This window comes from Lichenihabitans sp. PAMC28606 (genome assembly GCF_020616535.1).
In the GTDB taxonomy this organism is placed as follows: Bacteria; Pseudomonadota; Alphaproteobacteria; order Rhizobiales; family Beijerinckiaceae; genus Lichenihabitans; species Lichenihabitans psoromatis.
On the sequence record NZ_CP085136.1, the window covers coordinates 1,782,049 to 1,800,920 of the forward strand.

16 protein-coding genes are annotated in these 18,872 nt (G+C 62.9%); 10 read left to right on the forward strand and 6 right to left on the reverse strand.

Annotated elements, in window-relative coordinates; genetic code table 11:
• Positions 1–55: 55 nt before the first annotated feature.
• On the reverse strand, positions 56–682 hold the full coding sequence (locus LGH83_RS08385; protein ID WP_227401388.1) for a ferritin-like domain-containing protein: 627 nt from the start codon (positions 680–682) through the stop codon (positions 56–58).
• Between the two features lie 380 nt (positions 683–1,062).
• On the opposite strand from LGH83_RS08385, the gene LGH83_RS08390 reads away from it, so the two are divergent.
• Entirely contained in the window at positions 1,063–1,314 is a 252-nt protein-coding gene (locus LGH83_RS08390) for a hypothetical protein (protein WP_227401389.1), read from the forward strand.
• Between the two features lie 83 nt (positions 1,315–1,397).
• Positions 1,398–1,751: a winged helix-turn-helix domain-containing protein gene (locus tag LGH83_RS08395; RefSeq protein ID WP_227401390.1), complete on the forward strand. Its 354-nt coding sequence runs from the start codon at positions 1,398–1,400 to the stop codon at positions 1,749–1,751.
• Here LGH83_RS08395 and LGH83_RS08400 read toward each other — a convergent pair.
• Positions 1,748–1,954 carry a heavy-metal-associated domain-containing protein gene (locus tag LGH83_RS08400; protein WP_227401391.1) on the reverse strand — a complete coding sequence of 69 codons (207 nt, stop codon included), beginning with the start codon at positions 1,952–1,954 and terminating at the stop codon, positions 1,748–1,750. The genes LGH83_RS08395 and LGH83_RS08400 overlap by 4 nt on opposite strands.
• 231 nt (positions 1,955–2,185) lie before the next feature.
• On the opposite strand from LGH83_RS08400, the gene LGH83_RS08405 reads away from it, so the two are divergent.
• Positions 2,186–4,474: a heavy metal translocating P-type ATPase gene (locus LGH83_RS08405; RefSeq protein WP_413771125.1), complete on the forward strand. Its 2,289-nt coding sequence runs from the start codon at positions 2,186–2,188 to the stop codon at positions 4,472–4,474.
• Positions 4,471–4,917, forward strand: a complete 447-nt coding sequence (gene cueR / locus LGH83_RS08410; RefSeq protein ID WP_227401393.1) for a Cu(I)-responsive transcriptional regulator — start codon at positions 4,471–4,473, stop codon at positions 4,915–4,917. Before LGH83_RS08405 ends, cueR begins: the two co-directional genes overlap by 4 nt.
• A 23-nt stretch (positions 4,918–4,940) precedes the next feature.
• Here cueR and LGH83_RS08415 read toward each other — a convergent pair whose 3' ends face one another.
• Positions 4,941–5,201: a hypothetical protein gene (locus LGH83_RS08415; RefSeq protein WP_227401394.1), complete on the reverse strand. Its 261-nt coding sequence runs from the start codon at positions 5,199–5,201 to the stop codon at positions 4,941–4,943.
• 246 nt (positions 5,202–5,447) lie between these two features.
• On the opposite strand from LGH83_RS08415, the gene LGH83_RS08420 reads away from it, so the two are divergent.
• From LGH83_RS08420 to LGH83_RS08430, 3 genes are read left to right on the forward strand one after another with little or no spacing between them, the layout of a single operon-like run.
• Positions 5,448–6,944 carry a sugar ABC transporter ATP-binding protein gene (locus LGH83_RS08420; RefSeq protein ID WP_227401785.1) on the forward strand — a complete coding sequence of 499 codons (1,497 nt, stop codon included), beginning with the start codon at positions 5,448–5,450 and terminating at the stop codon, positions 6,942–6,944.
• A 15-nt stretch (positions 6,945–6,959) separates the two neighbouring features.
• Positions 6,960–8,054: an ABC transporter permease gene (locus LGH83_RS08425; protein WP_227401395.1), complete on the forward strand. Its 1,095-nt coding sequence runs from the start codon at positions 6,960–6,962 to the stop codon at positions 8,052–8,054.
• Positions 8,051–9,172, forward strand: coding sequence for a substrate-binding domain-containing protein (locus tag LGH83_RS08430; protein ID WP_131113047.1), 1,122 nt, complete (start codon positions 8,051–8,053; stop codon positions 9,170–9,172). Before LGH83_RS08425 ends, LGH83_RS08430 begins: the two co-directional genes overlap by 4 nt.
• Here LGH83_RS08430 and LGH83_RS08435 read toward each other — a convergent pair.
• The 3 genes from LGH83_RS08435 to LGH83_RS08445 form a co-directional block, all read right to left on the reverse strand.
• Entirely contained in the window at positions 9,165–10,565 is a 1,401-nt protein-coding gene (locus LGH83_RS08435) for an MFS transporter (RefSeq protein ID WP_227401396.1), read from the reverse strand. The genes LGH83_RS08430 and LGH83_RS08435 overlap by 8 nt on opposite strands.
• Before the next feature lie 110 nt (positions 10,566–10,675).
• Positions 10,676–10,816, reverse strand: a complete 141-nt coding sequence (locus LGH83_RS08440) for a hypothetical protein (RefSeq protein ID WP_227401397.1) — start codon at positions 10,814–10,816, stop codon at positions 10,676–10,678.
• Positions 10,817–10,818: 2 nt separating this feature from the next.
• Positions 10,819–11,556 carry a hypothetical protein gene (locus tag LGH83_RS08445; protein WP_227401398.1) on the reverse strand — a complete coding sequence of 246 codons (738 nt, stop codon included), beginning with the start codon at positions 11,554–11,556 and terminating at the stop codon, positions 10,819–10,821.
• A gap of 720 nt (positions 11,557–12,276) precedes the next feature.
• Here LGH83_RS08445 and bcsA point away from each other — a divergent pair.
• The 3 genes from bcsA (at position 12,277) to LGH83_RS08460 (ending at position 18,815) form a co-directional block, all read left to right on the forward strand.
• Entirely contained in the window at positions 12,277–14,454 is a 2,178-nt protein-coding gene (gene bcsA, locus LGH83_RS08450; protein WP_227401399.1) for a UDP-forming cellulose synthase catalytic subunit, read from the forward strand.
• 91 nt (positions 14,455–14,545) lie between these two features.
• The gene (locus LGH83_RS08455) at positions 14,546–16,849 is read left to right on the forward strand and encodes a cellulose biosynthesis cyclic di-GMP-binding regulatory protein BcsB (protein ID WP_227401400.1); all 2,304 of its coding nucleotides are present in this window, start codon (positions 14,546–14,548) and stop codon (positions 16,847–16,849) included.
• 46 nt (positions 16,850–16,895) lie between these two features.
• The gene (locus LGH83_RS08460) at positions 16,896–18,815 is read left to right on the forward strand and encodes a hypothetical protein (protein WP_227401401.1); all 1,920 of its coding nucleotides are present in this window, start codon (positions 16,896–16,898) and stop codon (positions 18,813–18,815) included.
• The last annotated feature ends 57 nt before the right edge of the window (positions 18,816–18,872 follow it).

Consider the following 18,872-nt stretch of genomic DNA (forward strand, 5'->3'; position numbering starts at 1 on the left):
GAACAAAGAGCGATGCTGCATCTGCAGCATCGCTCAACTACAGGTTCGACGAGGATTAATCCTTCGCTTTAGCCTTAGCCGGCTTCTTGGCGGGAGCCTTCCCGCCGTCATCGGATTTCGCAAGCTTTGAATTGGCTTCGCGATCTTCCGACTTCTCCTCGGACTCGCTCTCGTCGTCTTCCTCGCCTTCGCCCGCAGCCGCATTGGCGATCGTTTCCGCGAGGTGCGACAGCGTCTCGTCGGCAGCTTTTTCTTCCTGCAACGTTTCGTCGAGCAGCTTCGCCGCGTCGTCGTGACCGAGTTGCATAGCCCAGCTCTTCAACGTGCCATAGCGCGCGATCTCGTAATGTTCGACCGCCTGCGCACAGCCGATCAGAACCGCGTCACCTGCCGGCGTCCCGCCGAAATCCTCGAGATCTTCCTGCATTTCGCTGACAATGCCCTGCATGGCCTCGCAGGTCTTGGCGCGTGCGGCCTTGCCGATAATCTCGAAGACTTGCTCGAGGCGTTCGACTTGGTGACCGCTTTCGTCGCGATGATGTTCGAAGGCCGCTTTCAGTTCGGGAGCCTTGGCGGCCTTGGCCGATTTCGTGAGAGCGCGGACCGATTGCTTTTCAGCGAAATAAACGTCCTTCAACGTCTCGTAGAAGGCGTCGGTCAGTGTCTTGTCTTTAGAAGCCATGGTGAACCCCGGTATTCGACCGCGCGGAACTGAGTGGTCGTGCTGCGCGAACGCCACGCGTCGCAACATAGTTTCGTCGTGATGACGTTGACGACAAACAATGCGGCGAGTCCCGCCTCCGTCGGAGCAGGTGGCAGGCGGCATCAACCCGCACTAGCTCACGTCGCTCTCGTCCGCCTGCCGCCGCAATCAGCGATGCGTCGACAACCCGAAACAAGCTTCGAAACCGCAACGTCGATGCCACGTCGATTCGGCTTGCGTGAGTGGAAACGTCGGGCTCGTCGTTTATCGGCCCGCTAGCTATTGCACTTAGAACTTTTGTCCCCCTGATGAAGTTAGCCTCTCATGGGGTCGTAGAGAGAAACGGAGAAGGTGCGGCTATGCTGAAGCAGGCGCTAATATATACGGGATTGGTCGTTGCTTTGGCTCAGCCAGCTTACGCAGAGATCAGCAAATACGACATAACCGACGCCGAAAAAGCCGCGTGTCAAGACGATGTGATGGCTTTTTGCCGAGATGACTTTCCGGATGAAGACAAGATTTTGGCTTGTATGAAATTAAATAAAGCAAATCTCACGACAAGTTGCCGAACAGTCTTCAACGCGGGAATGAACCGTCGCCACCTCGACTAAGTCATGTCAAGCCGTGGCTTGATGTGGGTCATGTTCGGGAGCATTCTCGCGATCTACCGCCTTGGATCGCGATGCCGATACACGTGACCTTTCGTTTAGATATCGACGACGAGCGTCGTCTCGGACCAGGCAAAATCGCCTTGCTCGAAGCTATTCAAACCTCGGGGTCGATCGCTGCCGCAGGGCGACAATTCGGGATGGCCTATCGTCGGGCATGGCTCCTCACCGATGAACTCAACCGCATGTTTGTCGACCCCTTGGTTTTGACGCGAGGCGGCGGCCGGAATGGCGGAGGCGCGATCTTGACGCCCCTCGGCGAAGAGATCGTCGCAACCTATCGTGAGGCGGAGCGCAAGATCAGGCAAGCGACGACGGTCGAGGTCCGTCGCTTCGAACGTGCGCTCGTCAAGCGATCTGACGGCTCGCGGATCCTCTAATGACCGGCCGGGCTTGCGACGGTGTACCCCGCCGCCTTGATCGCTGCCGTGATGTCGGCGGGGGGCCGGTCCGTTTCGATCGAAACGATGTGGCTCGACAGGTCGACAACCACGATGGCAGCGGAATCGGTGGCTTTGACGGCCCGCTCGATCGTCTCGACGCAATGATCGCAGCTCATGTCGGGAACGTTCAGCGTCAGCATTGTGGCTCCTGCGTTGCGCGCCATCCAGGCACGTGTGAGCTCAATGGTGCGGGGTGCCCAGGGTGGAGAGTCAAGAGGCTCGATCGATCAGGACAGCCGAGCCACCCCTTGACCTTCCCATCATGGGAAGCACCATATGGAGGGTGTTGGACACCCTCGCTTCTTGGGGGCGACGGATCGTAGGCCGAACCGTCGGCCGATCAGCCCATGTCCGGCCCCGAAAGGACGCTCATGCGCCTTGCCATCGATGGAATGAGTTGCGCCTCCTGTGTCGGGCGCGTCCAGAAGGCTCTTGCGGCGACGCCAGGGGTTGCATCAGCCTCGGTCAATCTCGCGACCGAGCAGGCCGAGGTCGCCTTTGCGACTGATCCTGATCCCGCAGCGCTGCTGATGGCCGTCAAGCGTGCCGGATATGACGCCCGCGTGCTCGCATCGGGCGAGACGGACGACGTTGGGGAGACCACTCGCAAGGCGGAGCGCGAGGCGCTCGGGCGCCGGCTCTCTGTCGCGATCGGCCTCACGCTTCCGGTGTTTCTGGTCGAAATGGGATCGCATCTGTTTCCGGCGTTTCACCGGTGGATCATGGCGACGATGGGCGACTGGAACTGGCGCATCCAGTTCGTGTTGATCACGGCGCTGTTGGCCGGGCCCGGCCGACATTTCTTTCGCACCGGCTTGTCGGCCCTGCTGCGCGGCGCGCCTGACATGAACGCGCTGGTGGCGATCGGCGCCGGGGCCGCCTGGGCCTTTTCGACGGTTGCGACCTTCGCGCCGGGAGCGCTGCCGGCCGGAACCGCCCATGTCTATTTCGAGGCCGCGGGCGTTATCGTCACGCTGATCCTGCTCGGCCGCTCTCTCGAAGCCCGCGCCAAGGGGCAAACCGGCACCGCCATTCGGAAATTGGTCGGGCTGCAGGTCAAGACCGCTCATGTCATGCGGAACGGCATCGCCACCGATGTTGCAATCGCGGACGTGCGGGTCGGCGACATCGTGATGGTCCGCCCCGGCGAGCGCCTTCCGGTCGATGGCGAGGTCGTCGAAGGCTCGTCCTCGATCGATCAATCCGCCATCACGGGCGAACCCATCCCGGTGCGGAAACGCGTCGGCGATGCGGTGGTTGGCGGCACGATCAACAAGGCCGGATCGCTCACGTTCCGTGTCACCCATATCGGTCGCGATACCGTTCTGGCCGGCATCGTCCGCATGGTGCAGAACGCGCAGGGGTCACGGCTGCCGATCGAGGCGATGGTGGATCGCGTGACCGCCTGGTTCGTGCCCGCCGTGCTCGTGGCCGCGCTCGTGACCTTCGCGATTTGGATGCTGGTCGGCCCCGCTCCTGCCCTGCCGCTGGCGCTCGTCAACGCCGTCGCGGTGCTGATCATTGCCTGCCCATGCGCCATGGGTCTTGCCACCCCGACCTCGATCACGGTGGCGATTGGCCGAGCGGCCGGATTGGGCGTGCTGTTCCGCCGTGGCGACGTGTTGCAAACGTTGCGCGACGTGACGATCGTGGCTTTCGACAAGACTGGGACCCTGACGGTCGGGCGATCGACGCTGACCGACCTGACCGTTGCGCCGGGGTTCGACGAGAATGATGTGCTGACGCTCGCGGCATCCGTGGAAGCCCGATCTGAACATGCGACGGCAGGCGCGGTCGTGGCAGCCGCCGTCGACCGCCATCTCGCCCTGGAGCCTGTTGTGGATTTCGAAGTCGCGACGGGCGCGGGCGTGTCGGCGATCTGCCGTGGCCATCGCATCGACATTGGTTCGGCTCGCCACATGATCGCGCGCGGGGTCGACACCGGAAACTTTGCGACGGTGGCAGAACGGCTCAGCCGGAACGGTCGATCACCCCTGTTCTTCGCGATCGATGGGTGCGGCGCGGCAGTCGGCGCGATTGCCGACGAGATCAAGCCGACCTCTGCGGCCGCGGTCGCGGCGCTGAAGACCTTGGGTCTCGAGGTCGTGATGATCACGGGCGACAATCGCCAGACCGCCGAGGCCGTCGGGGGTTGGCTCGGCCTTGCGCGCGTGGTGGCCGAGGTCCTCCCGGCCGGCAAGGTGGACGCTATCGCGGCGATGAAACGCGACGGCGGTCGCGTCTGCTTCGTCGGAGACGGCATCAATGACGCGCCCGCCCTCGCCACCGCGGATGTCGGGATCGCGATCGGAACCGGAACCGATATCGCAATCGAGAGCGCCGATATCGTGTTGATGTCCGGCAATCTGCAGGGGGTCGTCAACGCGATCGCGCTGTCCAAGGCCACGATGACGAACATCCACCAGAATCTCTTCTGGGCGTTCGCCTATAACATCGTGCTGATCCCGATCGCGGCCGGTGCGCTCTACGGAATCGATGGACCTTTACTGTCACCCATGCTGGCGGCCGGCGCGATGGCGGTGTCGAGCCTCTTCGTGCTCGGCAATGCGCTGCGGCTTCGGCGGTTCAAGCCAACGGCGGCAAAGCCCGCGACCGCATCGGCGCAACAGCGGGCAAGGCAGGAAAGGAGCCTCGCATGAATATCGGAGAAGCCTCCAAAACATCCGGCGTGTCGGCCAAGATGATCCGATACTATGAGTCGATCGGTCTCATTCCAGGCATTATGCGAACCCATGCGGGTTATCGCGTCTACGGCGAAAGCGACGTTCATACGCTTCGGTTCATTCGTCGATCGCGCGATCTTGGATTTTCGGTGCCGGATATGACGCGGCTGCTGAAGCTGTGGAGCGACGGCTCTCGCGCCAGTTCCGACGTCAAGCAGATCGCGCTTCAACACATCTCGACGATCGAGGCCAAGATGCGGGAGCTGCAGGAGATGGCCGACACGTTGCGTCATCTAGCAGACCATTGCCATGGCGACGACCGCCCGAACTGCCCGATCATCGACGGACTCGCGGCGGGTTTGACGTCGCCGCCCCGCCCAACAGCCCCACGTCGTCGGGCGGAGCACCGCGGCGTTTAAACCGCGATGTCGTGTTCGATGTCTTAGTGGTGACGGTGATGGCGATGATGGCGCATGGGCTTCATGCGGCCAGACCCCGTCGTGCTGGTGCCGACGCCCGACCCACTCATCCCCTTAGCGACCGCACCTGGGACGCCTGTGCCGCTGCCGGGCGCACCCGAACCACCCTGATCCGCGCCACCGCCGGATCCGCCACCGGAGGCGGGCTGCTGAGCCATGAGCGGCGTTGCGACGCAGAGAAGGCCGATCGAAGCGGCACCGAGTATTGTCGCGATAGACTTCATTGAATTATCCTTTGCTTGCCTTCGTTCTGCCTCGCCAGACGGCAAGCCAGAGCAGCGGTGCTGGGTAACGCAACACATTGATCTTCGTTGCCTGCTCGCACTGCGCGCGATGACGCATCGTCGCTGCGAACGCGGCTTGACAGGCCTTCCGGGCTAGCTTCCACTCACCTTTGCCGGACGCAAAGATCCTGGCGCAAGCACGAGCCGACAGGCTTGCGCGGGAGGTCAGCCTTGGTCGCAAGCACGATGCTGCGGTTCGACAACGTCATGAAAGCGTTCGGGGGAACCCAAGCGTTGAAGGGCGTGAGCTTCGGCGTCGGTCGGGGCGAGATCGTTGCACTGCTCGGCGAGAACGGCGCCGGTAAATCGACCCTCATCAAGATTTTGGGCGGCATCTACAAGGCCGATGCGGGTGGCATCAGCATCGGCGATCAACCCTATGCCCATCGTCCCGCCGCGCGGGGCGGTCGCCAGCCGGTCGCCTTCATCCATCAGGATCTCGGCCTCATCGAATGGATGACCGTGTCCGAAAACGTGGGCCTTGCGCAAGGCTATGCGCGCCGCACCGGGTTTGCGCGCTTCGGCGCGATCGATTGGGCCGCGAGCGGGCGCGTCGCGCAGCGCGCCCTGGCGCTGGTCGGATGCGACATCGACCCCGAGCGCCGAGTTCAAAGCCTCAGCCGCACCGAAAAATCGCTGGTCGCCATCGCCCGCGCCCTGGTCAGCGATTGCGACTTCCTCGTGCTCGATGAACCGACCGCCAGCCTCCCGGCCGATGAGGTCGAGCGCTTGTTCGCCGCGATCCGGAGCCTTCGCGCCCGCGGCGTCGGCATGATCTACGTGTCGCACCGGCTCGATGAGATCTTCCGGGTTGCCGACCGGGTGGTGGTGATGCGCGATGGTCGCCTCGTCGGCGAAAAGTCGGTCGCCGAAACCGATCCCGACGACCTCGTGCGCCTGATCGTCGGACGCTCCACCTTCGATGCCTTCGACAAAGGCGCCTTCCAGGCCGGCGCGGCGCGGGTCACCGTCTCGAATCTCTCGACCGACGCCGCCGGTCCCGTCGATTTCGACATTCGAGAAGGCGAATTGCTCGGCCTCGTCGGCTTACGCGGCGCAGGTCAGGAGGAGGTCGGACGTGCGTTGTTCGGCGCCCTCCCGCATCGCGGAAGCGTCACGATCGATGGCGGCCTTGTAGACCTCACCTCCCCCCGCAGTGCCTTGCGGCACGGCGTCGGCTTGATGGCGCGTGACCGCACGGAAGAATCGGTCGCGCCGTCGCTGAGCGTTCGCGAGAACGCGTTTTTAAACCCGAGCGCCTGCCAGCGCAGCCTGCTGTCCATTCTGTCGCCCCGCGCCGAGGCGGTCCGTGCCCTCGATCTCGGCCGCAGCGTCGACCTTCGGCCTAACAGCCCGGAATTGCCGATCGAGCGTTTGTCCGGCGGCAATCAGCAGAAGGTCGTGGTAGGCCGCTGGCTGGCAACCGCCCGTAAGCTCCTGATCGCCGAGGATCCGACTGCGGGTGTCGATGTCGGGGCCAAGGCAGAAATCTATCGCCTCATCGCGCGCGCCTTGGGCGAGGGCCTCGCCGTTGTGGTGGTGTCGACCGACTTCGAGGAAGTCGCCCATATCTGCCACCGCGCCCTGGTGTTCAACCGGGGGCGGATCATCGCCGAACTGGCAGGGTCTGCCCTGACCATGGAGGCGGTGGTGCTTAGCGCCTCCGCGTCCGAAGCCGCATGAGCGAAGGGACCCCGGATGGCGCTTAACTCGGTCAAATCGAATGCGCTCGAGCCGACGCGCTTCGAGCTCGACCAACTCTCACCGATGGGCCGAGTGGTTCGCCTCTTGCCGGTCTATGGGTTGGTGATTCTCGCGGTCGTCCTGGCCGTGTTCTTCTCGTTGATTCTGCCGTCGACATTCCCGACCCTCCTCAATCTCCGGTCGATCGTCTCCGACAAAGCCATCATCGCAATTCTGTCGCTTGCCGTGATGATCCCGATGGTGACCGGCAAAATCGATCTCACGGTCGGCTACGGCATCGTGCTGTGGCACATTCTCGCGATCAGCCTGCAGGTCTGGTTCGGCGTGCCCTGGCCGCTCGCCGCCCTCATCGTGCTGCTGCTCGGGGCGGCCGTGGGGTTTCTCAACGGCGTTCTGGTCGAAGTCGCGCAGATCGATAGTTTTATCGCAACACTCGGCACCGGCACGGTGCTCTATGCCATCGCGATGTGGCATTCCAAGGGGCGCCAGATCATCGGAACACTGCCGGAGGGGTTCTTCACGCTCAACGGCGCGCGGTTTCTGGGCTTGCCCATCACCGGCTTCTACGTTCTCGCGCTGGCCGTGGTGCTCTGGTTCGTGCTCGAATATCTGCCGATCGGCCGGTATTTCTATGCCATCGGGGCCAACCCCAAGGCGGCGGCCCTCAACGGCATCCCGGTCCGGCGCTATACGATCGCGGCTTTCGTCACCTCCGGCACGTTGACGGCGGCGGCTGGCGTCATCCTGGCCTCGAAACTCCGGATCGGCCAGGCGAGCGTCGGGCTCGAATTTCTGCTGCCGGCGCTGGTCGGCGCCTTCCTCGGCTCGACCACGATCAAACCCGGCCGCGTCAATGTCTGGGGCACCCTGATCGGCGTCGCGATCCTGGCGATCGGCATTTCCGGCATTCAGCAGCTCGGCGGCTCCTTCTGGGTCGAGCCGATGTTCAACGGATTGACGTTGCTGGTGGCGATCGGGATCGCCGGCTACGCTCAACGCAAACGCGGCGCGGCCGCAAGTCCACCGAAAGCGGTGGTCCTGCGCGACCCACAAGCCGTGCCAACACCACGGGAGGACACACAACCATGACCAGACACCTGTTTCGACGCGGCGCAGCTTTGCTGGCCGGCACCGCATTTTTGACCGGCTTGGCCTTGAGTGCGGCGCAAGCCGATGCTCTTGTCGACGCCGCCAAGGCGAAAGTCGCCGCCGCGACGCAGAAAGCCGGCAAGTGGGACGGCCCGACCACAGGCCCGAAGGCCGCGACCGGCAAGACCATCATCTATGTCGCGGGCGACCTCAAAAACGGCGGCACCGAAGGCGTGTCACGTGGCGTCGACGAAGCCGCCAAGGCGATCGGCTGGACCCTGCGGATCATTGACGGCCAAGGCGAAATCTCCGGCCGCACGGCGGCGCTCAACCAAGCCATGGCGCTCAAGCCCGACGGCATCATCGTGGGCGGCTTCGACGCCATCGAGCAGAATGCCGCGCTCGGTGCCGTGAAAGACGCCGGTATTCCGTTTGTCGGCTGGCATGCGACGGTGGCGCCCGGCCCGGACCCGAAGACCGGCATGTTCGCCAACGTGAATACCAGGATCGCCGACGTGGCCGAGACAGCGGCCGATCTCGCGATCGCGGATTCGGACGGCAAGGCCGGCGTCGTGATCTTCGGCGACTCGCAATATGAGATGGCGATCACCAAAGCCCGCATGATGGAAGCCGCCATGAAGAAATGCAGCGGCTGCACCGTGCTGACGCTCGAAGACGCGCCGATGAGCGAAGCCTCGACCCGCATGCCGCAGCTCACCACCTCGCTGCTGCAGCGCTTCGGCGACAAGTGGACCTATTCGCTCGCGGTGAACGACCTCTATTACGACTTCATGGGACCCGCGCTCGGGGCCGCCGGCAAGTCGGGAACCGACACGCCCAAGAACATTTCGGCGGGCGATGGGTCCGAGTCGGCATTCCAGCGCATTCGGTCGAAGCAATATCAGATCGCCACGGTGCCGGAGCCGTTGCACGAACAGGGCTGGCAGCTGGTGGATGAACTGAACCGCGCCTTCGCCAAGCAGCCTTGGTCCGGCTATGTCTCGGGCATTCATCTCGTGACCGCCGACAATATCGGCTTCGACGGCGGCCCCGACAACGTCTACGACCCGGCCAACGGCTATCGCGACGTCTATAAGTCGATCTGGAACGTCAAGTAACGGTCCGAATCGGCTCGACTATCGCGGCGGGTCGCTCGATCCGCAGACAACTGACGATCGCGGCCGCCAGCGCCATGGCGGCCGCGACACCGAGCCCGATGCGCGGCGCGTTGGCGGCGAAGAGCGAAAATAGGATCGCCATGATGACCGCGCCCGACGTCTGGCCGAATTGCCGCGCGGTCGCCTGCATGCCGCCCGCCGCGCCGCTCCGCGCTTTCGGGGCCGAGAGCAACATGTTGCGATTATTCGGCGTCTGAAAGAAGCCGAACCCGAGCCCACCAATCACCATGAAGGCGATGAGAGGCGCGATGCTTGACGAGAGCGGCCATACCGCTGCCAGGGTCAAGCCGACCGCCATGCAGGCGGCCCCGAGCGCACAAAGGATTGCGGTGGAGAAACGATCTGATAAGCGGCCGGCCAAAGGAGCCGCGATCGCCACCGTGAGCGGCCAAGGCGTCATATAAAGCCCGCTCATGAAAGGATCGAACCCGAGCCCATGCTGCAGATAGAAGGGGAGCGCCACGAAGGACAGCATCTGGGCACCGAACATGCAGACCGACGAAATGACCGAGTAGCGGAACGTCCCGCCGCGCAAGAGATCGAGCGGGATGAGGGGCGCGACTTGCCTCGTCTCGCGCCTCACCAGCATGATGAGGCTGACCGCCGCGACCGCCAGCAGCAGACCCGCGACCAACGGGCGGCTCAGCAGCCAGTCGGCACCAATGACCAACGGGGCCAGAAAGGCGATGTTGAGCCCGACGCTGATGAGATCGACGCGACGACCATGCGCCTCTGTGATCGGCAGCGCCCGCGCCGCAACCAAGACGATCAGACCAAGCGGAATGTTGATGGCGAAAAGCCAAGGCCAGCTCGCCAGAGAGAGAATGCCGGCCCCGAGCGTCGGGCCCGCGGCCGAGGACAGGCCCACCACAAGGGCATTCATGCCGATCGCGCTGCCGAGCAGGCGATACGGAAAGGTGAACCGCAGCAACGCCGCGATCATGGGCATGATGGCGGCTGATCCCAGGCCCTGCAGAACACGCGAGGCGATAAGGATGGGGAGATTGGGAGAGAACGAACAGCAGGCGGATGCCAGCGTGAAGAGCAGCACGCCCCCGGTAAAAACGCGTCGAAAGCCGATACTTTCGCCCAAAGCCGCAAAGGGCAAAAGCGCGGCAACCAACGCGACCTGATAGCCGGTGACGATCCACACTGATGCTGCCGCCGAAACCTGCAGCGTGGTCGCAATGGTCGGCAGCGCCACATTGGCGATGGCGCCGTCGAGAACCGCGAGAACGATCGCGGTCAGGATCGCGAAGGTCGCGACGTAACGTTGTGGCGTGGGGAGCCCGTCCGTAGGGATGGCAGCTTGGGGTGCGGACGGAGCATGCATGGACGACGTTGTAGAGCAAGACGCACGGGGATCAACCGGTTCCGTCTTGCCACGGTCGACCCCCATTCCGCGTCACAAACTCAGGGTCGAGATCGCTCGATGGCTGCCGCTCAATGCCGTTTGTGGCGCCGGTGTTGCTCCCAAAGAGCGCCGGCACCGTCGCCGCCATAGATGCAGATCAAAACGACCAGCGGGACTGCGGCAAAGACCATCAGCAAAGCATTGAATGAAGTAATCGAGACCGACATCATGGTCATGTCCTCCGATCCGCACCGTGTTGTTCCGGCGCGTGACCCCCAAATACTACTCCTAACTCTATTCTGGCCGATATCACATTTGTGTGAAGTCGTACCGCCTCAGAGTGTGGCCGCGACCCTGAACAGATCACGCAGATCCGCGAGCACGCGAGGGGGCCGTAATACTGGTTCAGACCAACCATCGCCTGTTGGGCGAGTTGCCACCTCGGGCCGCAGAATTCGCTCCGGATGGCGGTGATTGCGTCTTTGACAGCATCCGGATCGTCGGATGAGATTCGATACGGGTAATCCGCGCCAAGGTGGAGAGATGCTTCCTCGTCGGCTTGGTCGACGATGATCACGGCGCCGCTCTGGGCTGCAATAAAGCCCTTGGTAATTGGCTTGAACCCATCAAAGCCGTGACGGTGTCGGAGCGCGAAGTGGCAATTGAACTCCGGCATCCGCCGCATCCACTCGCTTTCGCATGGAAAGGTCGTCGACACGAAGGTGATGTCGTCCAATCGATCGCGAAACGGCGCGTTGGTGAGAAATCCGAAGTAGGCGCAGGCGAAGTGCTCCTGGTGCGCTTGGCTCTCGGGAATGCGGAGGTCGACGTGATGGGTCACCTTCGCGAGCCGCTTCCCTGGCAGGGCCGCTCTCGGATTGGCATCCTGAAGAAGCGAGGACGAGACGACGATGTCGAGTTCCTGAAGCATCGCATCGGCGACCTGGCCGTCGAGCAGATCGCCGATCACGACATTGTTGCGAGTCTTTGCCCGTTTGATCGAGATCGGATTGGCGCCGGCAAGACCCGAATTGGCAAAGAAACTGCCGTGAGGGTCGCGGCATCGCTTGGCGACCCTGAGAAAACCTTATCGGCCACGGGCTTCGCTGAATTCAGGCAGGTCCCATCGATATCGATGCCGTAGAGAGAGGCGTTCGGAAGAAGTAACGCCGCGCGGTGAGTAGGCCTACGCCTTTTTGTAGTCCGATCTCTATTAACGTAAGATTGGCTTTCTGACGATAAAGGTGCAGATAAGCGTGGATTACATCCAAGTCATGATCTCAGATATCTGATCCAATCGGCGCAGACACGTCCCAAATTTCCCGATATGTGCTGAACATCCCGCCCCCGCCGGTTCCATCATCGGCACCGATTCTGCTCTCGCGTCTCTATCAGCGCACCGGGTTAGCGGAAAGGCAGGCGGGCTTTTCTCACGTCGCTCCCATTCTTTTAGGCCGGAGCAGTCTCTTGCCTCACAAGAACCACAAACTTTTGAGTAATGAGTTAATTAAAAATTAATATTACGAAACGGCGCATGATAAAAAGTTGAATCAAATATTGACGAATCAGCCGTTCGCTCCCCTTTTATCGTCACCAGCAGCAAGGCGGTTACGGCGTCTCTGGGTCAGGCAGCTAGCCTGACAACATTGACGGCTGCCTTAACAGCAGAGAATTAGCCATGATCAAAACAATGACTTTTCTCATCTGGGGCATCGCCGCTGTTGTCACATTCGTCGCGGCTGGATTGCCACTCGGGGTCGAAGCACAGATCGCACTTGCGTGCTCGGCTTTGGTCGTCATGGTTGCGATCAAGCTCCTGAAGCTTTCGGGTGCCTGGCGTCCCGTGTTCCTGGCACTCGGGACGTTCGTGGTCTTGCGTTATGTGCTCTGGCGCTTGACCAGCACGGTGCCGTCGATCGACTCGCCGTTGGACTTCGCCGCCGGAATGATCCTGGTTTGCGCGGAATGCTACTGCGTCACCATGCTGTTTCTCAGTCTCTTCACGGTTGCCGACCCGATCGACCGCCCCAAGGCGCCGCAATTGAGCGCGGCCGACGCTCCTGTCGTGGACGTCTTCGTGCCGTCCTATAACGAGAGCATCGACATCGTGGCGCCGACCCTCGCGGCGGCCAAGCGGATGACCTACCCGGCCGGCAAGCTCAACGTCTTCCTGCTCGACGACGGCGGTACCGAAGAGAAGGTGCAATCTGACAATCCCGGCATTGCCGCGAAAGCCCAGGCCCGCCGCGAAAGCATGCAGGCGCTCTGCCGCGAGCTCGGTGTCACCTATCTGACCCGCGATCATAATTCGCATGCGAAAGCCGGCAATCTCAACAACGGCTTGGCCCATAGCGACGGCGAGATCGTCGCTGTGTTTGACGCTGATCACGTGCCCGCAGTCGATTTCCTGACCGAGACGGTCGGGTTCTTCAGCACGGACGACAAGCTGTTTCTGGTGCAGACACCGCATTTCTTCCTCAACAAGGATCCGATCGAGAAGAACATCTCGGCGGCCCACATGCCATCCGAAAACGAGATGTTTTACGGCATGGTCCAAAAGGGCCTCGACAAGTGGAACGCAGCGTTCTTCTGCGGTTCGGCAGCGCTATTGCGCCGGCAGGCTCTCGAACAAGTCGGTGGTTTCCAGGGATCCTCGATCACCGAGGATGCCGAAAGCGCACTCGAACTGCACTCGCGCGGCTGGAACAGTCTCTATGTTGAAAAGCCGCTCGTGGCCGGCCTCCAGCCCGAGACGTTCGACGCCTTCATCACCCAGCGGTCGCGTTGGTGCCGCGGCATGGTGCAGATCATGCTGCTGAAAAACCCACTGTTCAAGAGCGGCCTTAGCTTGCCGCAGCGGCTCTGTTATCTATCGAGCAGCATGTTCTGGCTGTTCCCACTGTCCCGCATGGTCTTCATCTTTGCGCCAATGCTCTATATCTTCTTCGGCATGAAGATCTATATCGCGAATGGGCAGGAATTCTTGGCCTATACGCTGACCTACATGCTCGCCGCGCTCATGATTCAAAGCTATGTCTTCGGCCAGTTCCGTTGGCCATGGGCGTCCGACATCTATGAATATATTCAGTCCGTCATGCTATTCCGCGCCGTCATCAGCGTCTTCATCAACCCGCGTCGTCCCAAATTCGACGTGACCGCCAAAGGACAGACGCTGGACGAAAGCCGCCTATCGGGCCTCGCCACACCTTATTTCGTCATCTTCTTTCTCGTGTTGGCCAGCATGATCGTGCTCGGCTTCCGATTTGCCAATGAGCCGAACACCCGCGATCTCATCACCGTGGTGGGCGTGTGGAGCGCCCTCAACCTGTTCCTGACCGGCATCTCGCTTGGCGCCGTCTGCGAGTTGCAGGAACGTCGCAGCGTTCCCCGCGTCAGCAGCAATCTCAAGGCAAGTCTTGTGTTCGGAACCGAGATCCTGCCGGTCGTGATCGAGGATATGTCGTTCGGTGGCCTGCGGGTGCGTCTACTCGGAACCGCTCAGCTGCCGCCCCGCACCCCCGGCCTTCTCCGCATCGTGAGCGGCGATGCACTTGGGACCGTACTCGAAACACCCGTGACGAGCGTCGGTCGCCGCTCCTTCGACGAGGGGCGGGGCGCCGGCCTCAAATTCTACGGCGTCAATGCGGATCGCTTCAAGATCATCGCCAAGGTCGTGTTCGCCGACATCACGCCGGTCCACCAAGGGCGGGTCGACAATTACAAACAGGTCGGCGTGCTTCGTGGCACCGCCATCATCGTGACTTGGTGGTTCGCCCAGACCACGCGCGGCCTCTATTACGCCGTGTTCCGTCGCGGCCAAGTCAGCGCCGGCCGAACCGACGCCTCGACCGAGACGACCTTGAGCTGAGCCTCGATCCGATCCGCCGCCGAAGCATCCGCCCTTAAAGCGGGTGCCTCGAAGCCCCTGCACCCTGATCTCCCGTTCGAGAGCCGCCACCATGCTGGTCCCGTCGCCCCCCCTTCTGTCGACCCTGCTTCGTTCAACTGCCGTCGCGGCCTCCGTCCTCCTGGCGCTTGCCGGGCCGACGCAAGCCCAGTCGGCGGCTCAATTCCTGACAATCGGCAAACCGGGCGCTCCCAGCGTCGATCAGGCCAATGCCGTCATCAAGCACCTGCCCGCCGGCCGCCTCGAACTCATGTTCAACGGCGAGAATACCACCAAGACCTGGCAGATCTCCCTTGGCCGCCTCGAAGCCGCCCGCACCCAAACGTTTCAACTGGCCTTGCTCAACGCCGTGTCGCTGCTGCCTGAGCGCTCGACCGTAAAACTGTCGATCAACGGCACCACCTTGGCCACGATCCAGGCCTCGTCGCATGAAGAGGTCACCGCCTTTCCGGTGAAGATCCCGAACGGCCTGCTGGTGCCGGGCCTCAACACCGTTCAGGTCAGCGTGGCGCTGACCCATCGAGTCGATTGCTCGGTCAAAGCCACATACGAGCTCTGGGCCTCGCTTGATCCGGCCAAAACCGGGTTCATCGTGCCTAAGGACGCGGCTTTTTCGGTGCGCTCGCTCGGCGATCTCGCAGCCGAACCGCTCGCCGAAGACGGCACGACGCGCATCCACATGCGCCTGCCCCAGGGCGCTGGTGAGGCCAGCATCGGCCAAGCCGGGCGCTTCATCGGTGCCATGGTCCGTCACGCCGGCCTTGCTCGCCCGATCGTCGACAGCGGTCCGGACCTTGGTCGCGGACCGGGCTTTGATGTCTTGATCAACAAGGGCGCGCTGCAGGACGACAGCATCAAAGCGCTGCATCTGCTGGCGCGTGACGAGACCCTGACGATCGGCCGCGACCCGGCGACCAACCGTCTCGTGCTGGTGCTATCGGGCAACGACGATGCCGACATCGAACGGCAGATCGACAGCCTCGGCAGGAGCGGGCTTGGATCGGTGGCGCGCAGCGGCGGATCCGTCATCAACAGTGGCAGCCGACGCAGCCTCGCCGAACTCGGCTTCGCGACCGAGAATTTCGCCGGCCGTCATTACATGTCGAGCCTCGACATCACGCTGCCGTCCGACTTCTACCCGGCCAACGACCGGGCCCGCCTGCTGCTCGACGGCGCGCATTCGGGCGCCCTCGACGACAACAGCGCGCTCGTGTTCCGTGTCAACGGCACCCTGGTCTCGACCATGCCGCTGGCTGGCGGAAAACCCGAACGGCTGCAGCATGCCATCGTGGAACTGCCGTTGCGGTTCTTCCACCCGGGCCACAACGACATCGCGATCGAGGGCATGACCGGTTCGCCGCTCGACCAGCAATGCGACCATTCCACCATGTCGCATGACCCACGCCTGATGATCGCCGGATCGTCGGAGCTCGAATTTCCCGACTTCGCGCGGCTCGTGACCCTGCCGCAAATTCCCTCCGCTCTCTCGTCAAGGACGGTGGCGGACGGTCAGCACCTGAACCTGTACCTCCCGAACGCGGAGAGCGGCTCAGTCGGCGCCGGGCTCACCCTGCTGGCCAATATGGCAGCGAGCCGGATCGACGTCGGATCTCCTGCCGTGCATGTCGGCTCCGTCGCGAGCAGCGATGCGCCTGGCATCGTGATCGGCACCCCCGATCAACTGCCCGAGACCCTCGCCTCCGGGTTGCACGATATCGCGAAGCCGGCCTCGAACGAACTGCCTGTAGTGGCCGAAACAGGCGAGGCGCGCAGGGCCGAGCCGAACCCGATGAGCACCGAGATGCCGCTCGATGCAGCCGCAACGGACAACAGCGTCATGGTCAAGTCCGGCGTCCAAGCGGTCGTGAACGGGGCGGAGCAACTTCTGCGAAGCCGGGGGTTCTTCTTCTCGGGCAATCAGAGCCGGTTCGATCGGCTGCCCGCCACCAGCACCACGATGCTGATCGCCGCTATCGCGCCCGATGTCGGGTCTGCGTCGATCGGGGGTCTCGAACTCCCGCATTTCACGCGGAACCCGTCCCAATGGTTGGTCGTGACCGCACCGACGGCCGACCTGTACCAGAACGGGATCGCCCATCTCGTCGGCAACGGGCAATGGTCTGATCTCGCAGGCCAAGCCGTCAGCCTCAACGTCAAGTCTGACGCGCTTCAATCGATCCAACCTGCCCGCGTCACCTATGTGATGCCCGAGCGGCTGGTCCTGTCCGACATTCGACCAATCTTCGGCGGCGTCTTGTCGAACAACATCATGCTGAGCATCGCGCTTCTCATGCTGCTCATGACGATCCTCGGCGTTTCGACCCACATCCTCATTCGCCGCACGGGATCGAAGTAACGCCACACCGCGTCTCGATCCGTCGTTCTTCAGGAAAGCCTCCGCCATGCCTATTCGCCATCCCGTCCTACTCTCGGTTCTTCTGCTCGGCGCCTCGACCGTGGTCCACTCGCAAGCGGTGCGAAGCGCGGCGGAGGTTCCGCTTTCCGCCTCGCTATTCAGCGCGCCCGCGACGACGGCCCCCGCCGAGGCGACGCGCGTCCCTGGCGGCCCGTCGACACTCTCGCCCGAGCAGCAGGCCGCGCTTGGCGGCACCCCGCCCCGCGGTGCGAAGTTCGACACGCCGAGCGCCTTCGTGCTCCAACGGCCCAAGCCGCCTGGATCGAGCCAGGATGGCACAGCCTCCGACAAGGCCGCGGCCATCGATCTCGGCCCGCTGCGGTATTACGCGGCCCAGAACGATCTCGCGCGCGTCGCGGCCGAGATCCGTCTGCTCCGGTCGAGCTATGCGGGTTGGGAGCCGCCGGAGGATCTATTCGCCGAGGTGCGGAGCGGCGTCTCCGAACAGCCGCTCTGGGATCTGTTCGGCAAGCACGACATCGTCGGCGTTCATGCCGCGATGGACGACATGCGCGCGCGTATTCCCGGATGGCAGCCCTCGAGCGACCTCAGCGGCAAGCTGGCCCTGGCCGAAGCCTATGACACGCTCGTCAAGGCGTCGGACACGCAGCAATGGGGCACCGTGATCGACATCGCGACCGCGAGCCCCGGCCTGCTGACCTGCGGCAACGTCGACGCAATCTGGCGCACCGCCGAAGCGCTCGCACAATCCAATGACGAGCAACATGCGGCCGATGCTTATCGTTTCGTCATCGCCTCGTGTCCCAAACCTGAGGAACGCCTTGCGACGGTGCAAAAGGCGAACGGAATCCTTAAATCACCCGAATTGATCGAGAACCTAATTCAGAGTGGTAAGCGCGTCGGCGGCCACGGCGAATTCGATCAGGTGCGCTTCGATGTCCTCCGCCAGAAGATCGGCGAGGCGGCGGCCGGGAAATCCATTGATACTCCGGCCCAGTCCGACATCGACACGCTCGCCGCAAACGCGCGGGCCAGTGGCGGCAAGACCGATGCCCAGTTGCTCGGTTGGTATGCTTATTCGCACAAGGACTATGCCAAGGCCGAGACGTGGTTCACCATGGCGCTGCAGAATGGCGCAAATCCGAAAAGCGCCGAGGGGCTGGTGCTGACCCTGCGCGATGGCGGCAAGCTTGCGGAAGCCCAAAAGGCGGCTGTCCAATATGCCGATCTCGACCATCCCAATCGCAAGCTGATGATCGAGACCCTGAGCGCAAACCTCGGTGCCCCGGGCGCGACACCGTTGAACCCCGCCGATCTCGCCATGCTCGGGCGGGCCATCGACACCGAGGCGTCGGCCGATGGCGCGCAGGCTTATGGCTGGTCTCTCTATAAGGCCGACGACCTCGCTGGAGCCGACGCCTGGTTCCACAAATCCGCCGCGTGGCAACCGAGCGAATCCGCCGCCATCGGCTTGATGGTCACGGCCAAGCGCCTCAAGCATAACGCCGAATATGCCGCGCTCGTGGCGCAATATCGCACTGTCTATTCGCGCGTCGCCGATCTCGACAAGCTGATGCATGGCAGCACCAACATCGCCATGACGTCGACCCGCAAACAGCCTCGTCTGGCGCGTAACAACAAGGGAACCCACGCCCGCGTCGCTCGATCGGAGGACGGTGGCTGGGATCAGAGCGCGACCGCGATCGTCAAAACCTTCGAGAGCGGCAAATACGACCAGGCGGTCGCGATGCTCGAACAGCGGAAGAGCCAGGGCCGAGCCGAGCCGCGTGGCCTCTCTGTAGTGCGTGGCTGGGCCATGTATCACAAGGGCGACTGGACCGGCGCCCAGCAGGTCTTCGCCGATCTCAAAAATGGCATGCCGCGGGAAAGCCAGGAGGGGCTCCGCGTCATTCAGCAGGGCTACACCAACCCGCGCTATCGCTGAGGTCGTCGCCCTCTCGCGCAATGGCCTCGTGACGCTCGAAATTCGGCATGGCATGGT

What these genes read in the sequence shown, in the direction of transcription:
- bcsA (WP_227401399.1), top strand. Translation starts at nt 12,277, where the DNA reads ATGACTTTTCTCATCTGGGGCATCGCCGCTGTTGTCACATTCGTCGCG.
- LGH83_RS08460 (WP_227401401.1), top strand. Translation starts at nt 16,896, where the DNA reads ATGCCTATTCGCCATCCCGTCCTACTCTCGGTTCTTCTGCTCGGCGCC.
- LGH83_RS08400 (WP_227401391.1), bottom strand. Translation starts at nt 1,954, where the DNA reads ATGCTGACGCTGAACGTTCCCGACATGAGCTGCGATCATTGCGTCGAG.
- LGH83_RS08415 (WP_227401394.1), bottom strand. Translation starts at nt 5,201, where the DNA reads ATGAAGTCTATCGCGACAATACTCGGTGCCGCTTCGATCGGCCTTCTC.
- LGH83_RS08455 (WP_227401400.1), top strand. Translation starts at nt 14,546, where the DNA reads ATGCTGGTCCCGTCGCCCCCCCTTCTGTCGACCCTGCTTCGTTCAACT.
- LGH83_RS08435 (WP_227401396.1), bottom strand. Translation starts at nt 10,565, where the DNA reads ATGCATGCTCCGTCCGCACCCCAAGCTGCCATCCCTACGGACGGGCTC.
- LGH83_RS08425 (WP_227401395.1), top strand. Translation starts at nt 6,960, where the DNA reads ATGGCGCTTAACTCGGTCAAATCGAATGCGCTCGAGCCGACGCGCTTC.
- cueR (WP_227401393.1), top strand. Translation starts at nt 4,471, where the DNA reads ATGAATATCGGAGAAGCCTCCAAAACATCCGGCGTGTCGGCCAAGATG.
- LGH83_RS08385 (WP_227401388.1), bottom strand. Translation starts at nt 682, where the DNA reads ATGGCTTCTAAAGACAAGACACTGACCGACGCCTTCTACGAGACGTTG.
- LGH83_RS08390 (WP_227401389.1), top strand. Translation starts at nt 1,063, where the DNA reads ATGCTGAAGCAGGCGCTAATATATACGGGATTGGTCGTTGCTTTGGCT.
- LGH83_RS08440 (WP_227401397.1), bottom strand. Translation starts at nt 10,816, where the DNA reads ATGATGTCGGTCTCGATTACTTCATTCAATGCTTTGCTGATGGTCTTT.
- LGH83_RS08430 (WP_131113047.1), top strand. Translation starts at nt 8,051, where the DNA reads ATGACCAGACACCTGTTTCGACGCGGCGCAGCTTTGCTGGCCGGCACC.
- LGH83_RS08420 (WP_227401785.1), top strand. Translation starts at nt 5,448, where the DNA reads ATGCTGCGGTTCGACAACGTCATGAAAGCGTTCGGGGGAACCCAAGCG.
- LGH83_RS08405 (WP_413771125.1), top strand. Translation starts at nt 2,186, where the DNA reads ATGCGCCTTGCCATCGATGGAATGAGTTGCGCCTCCTGTGTCGGGCGC.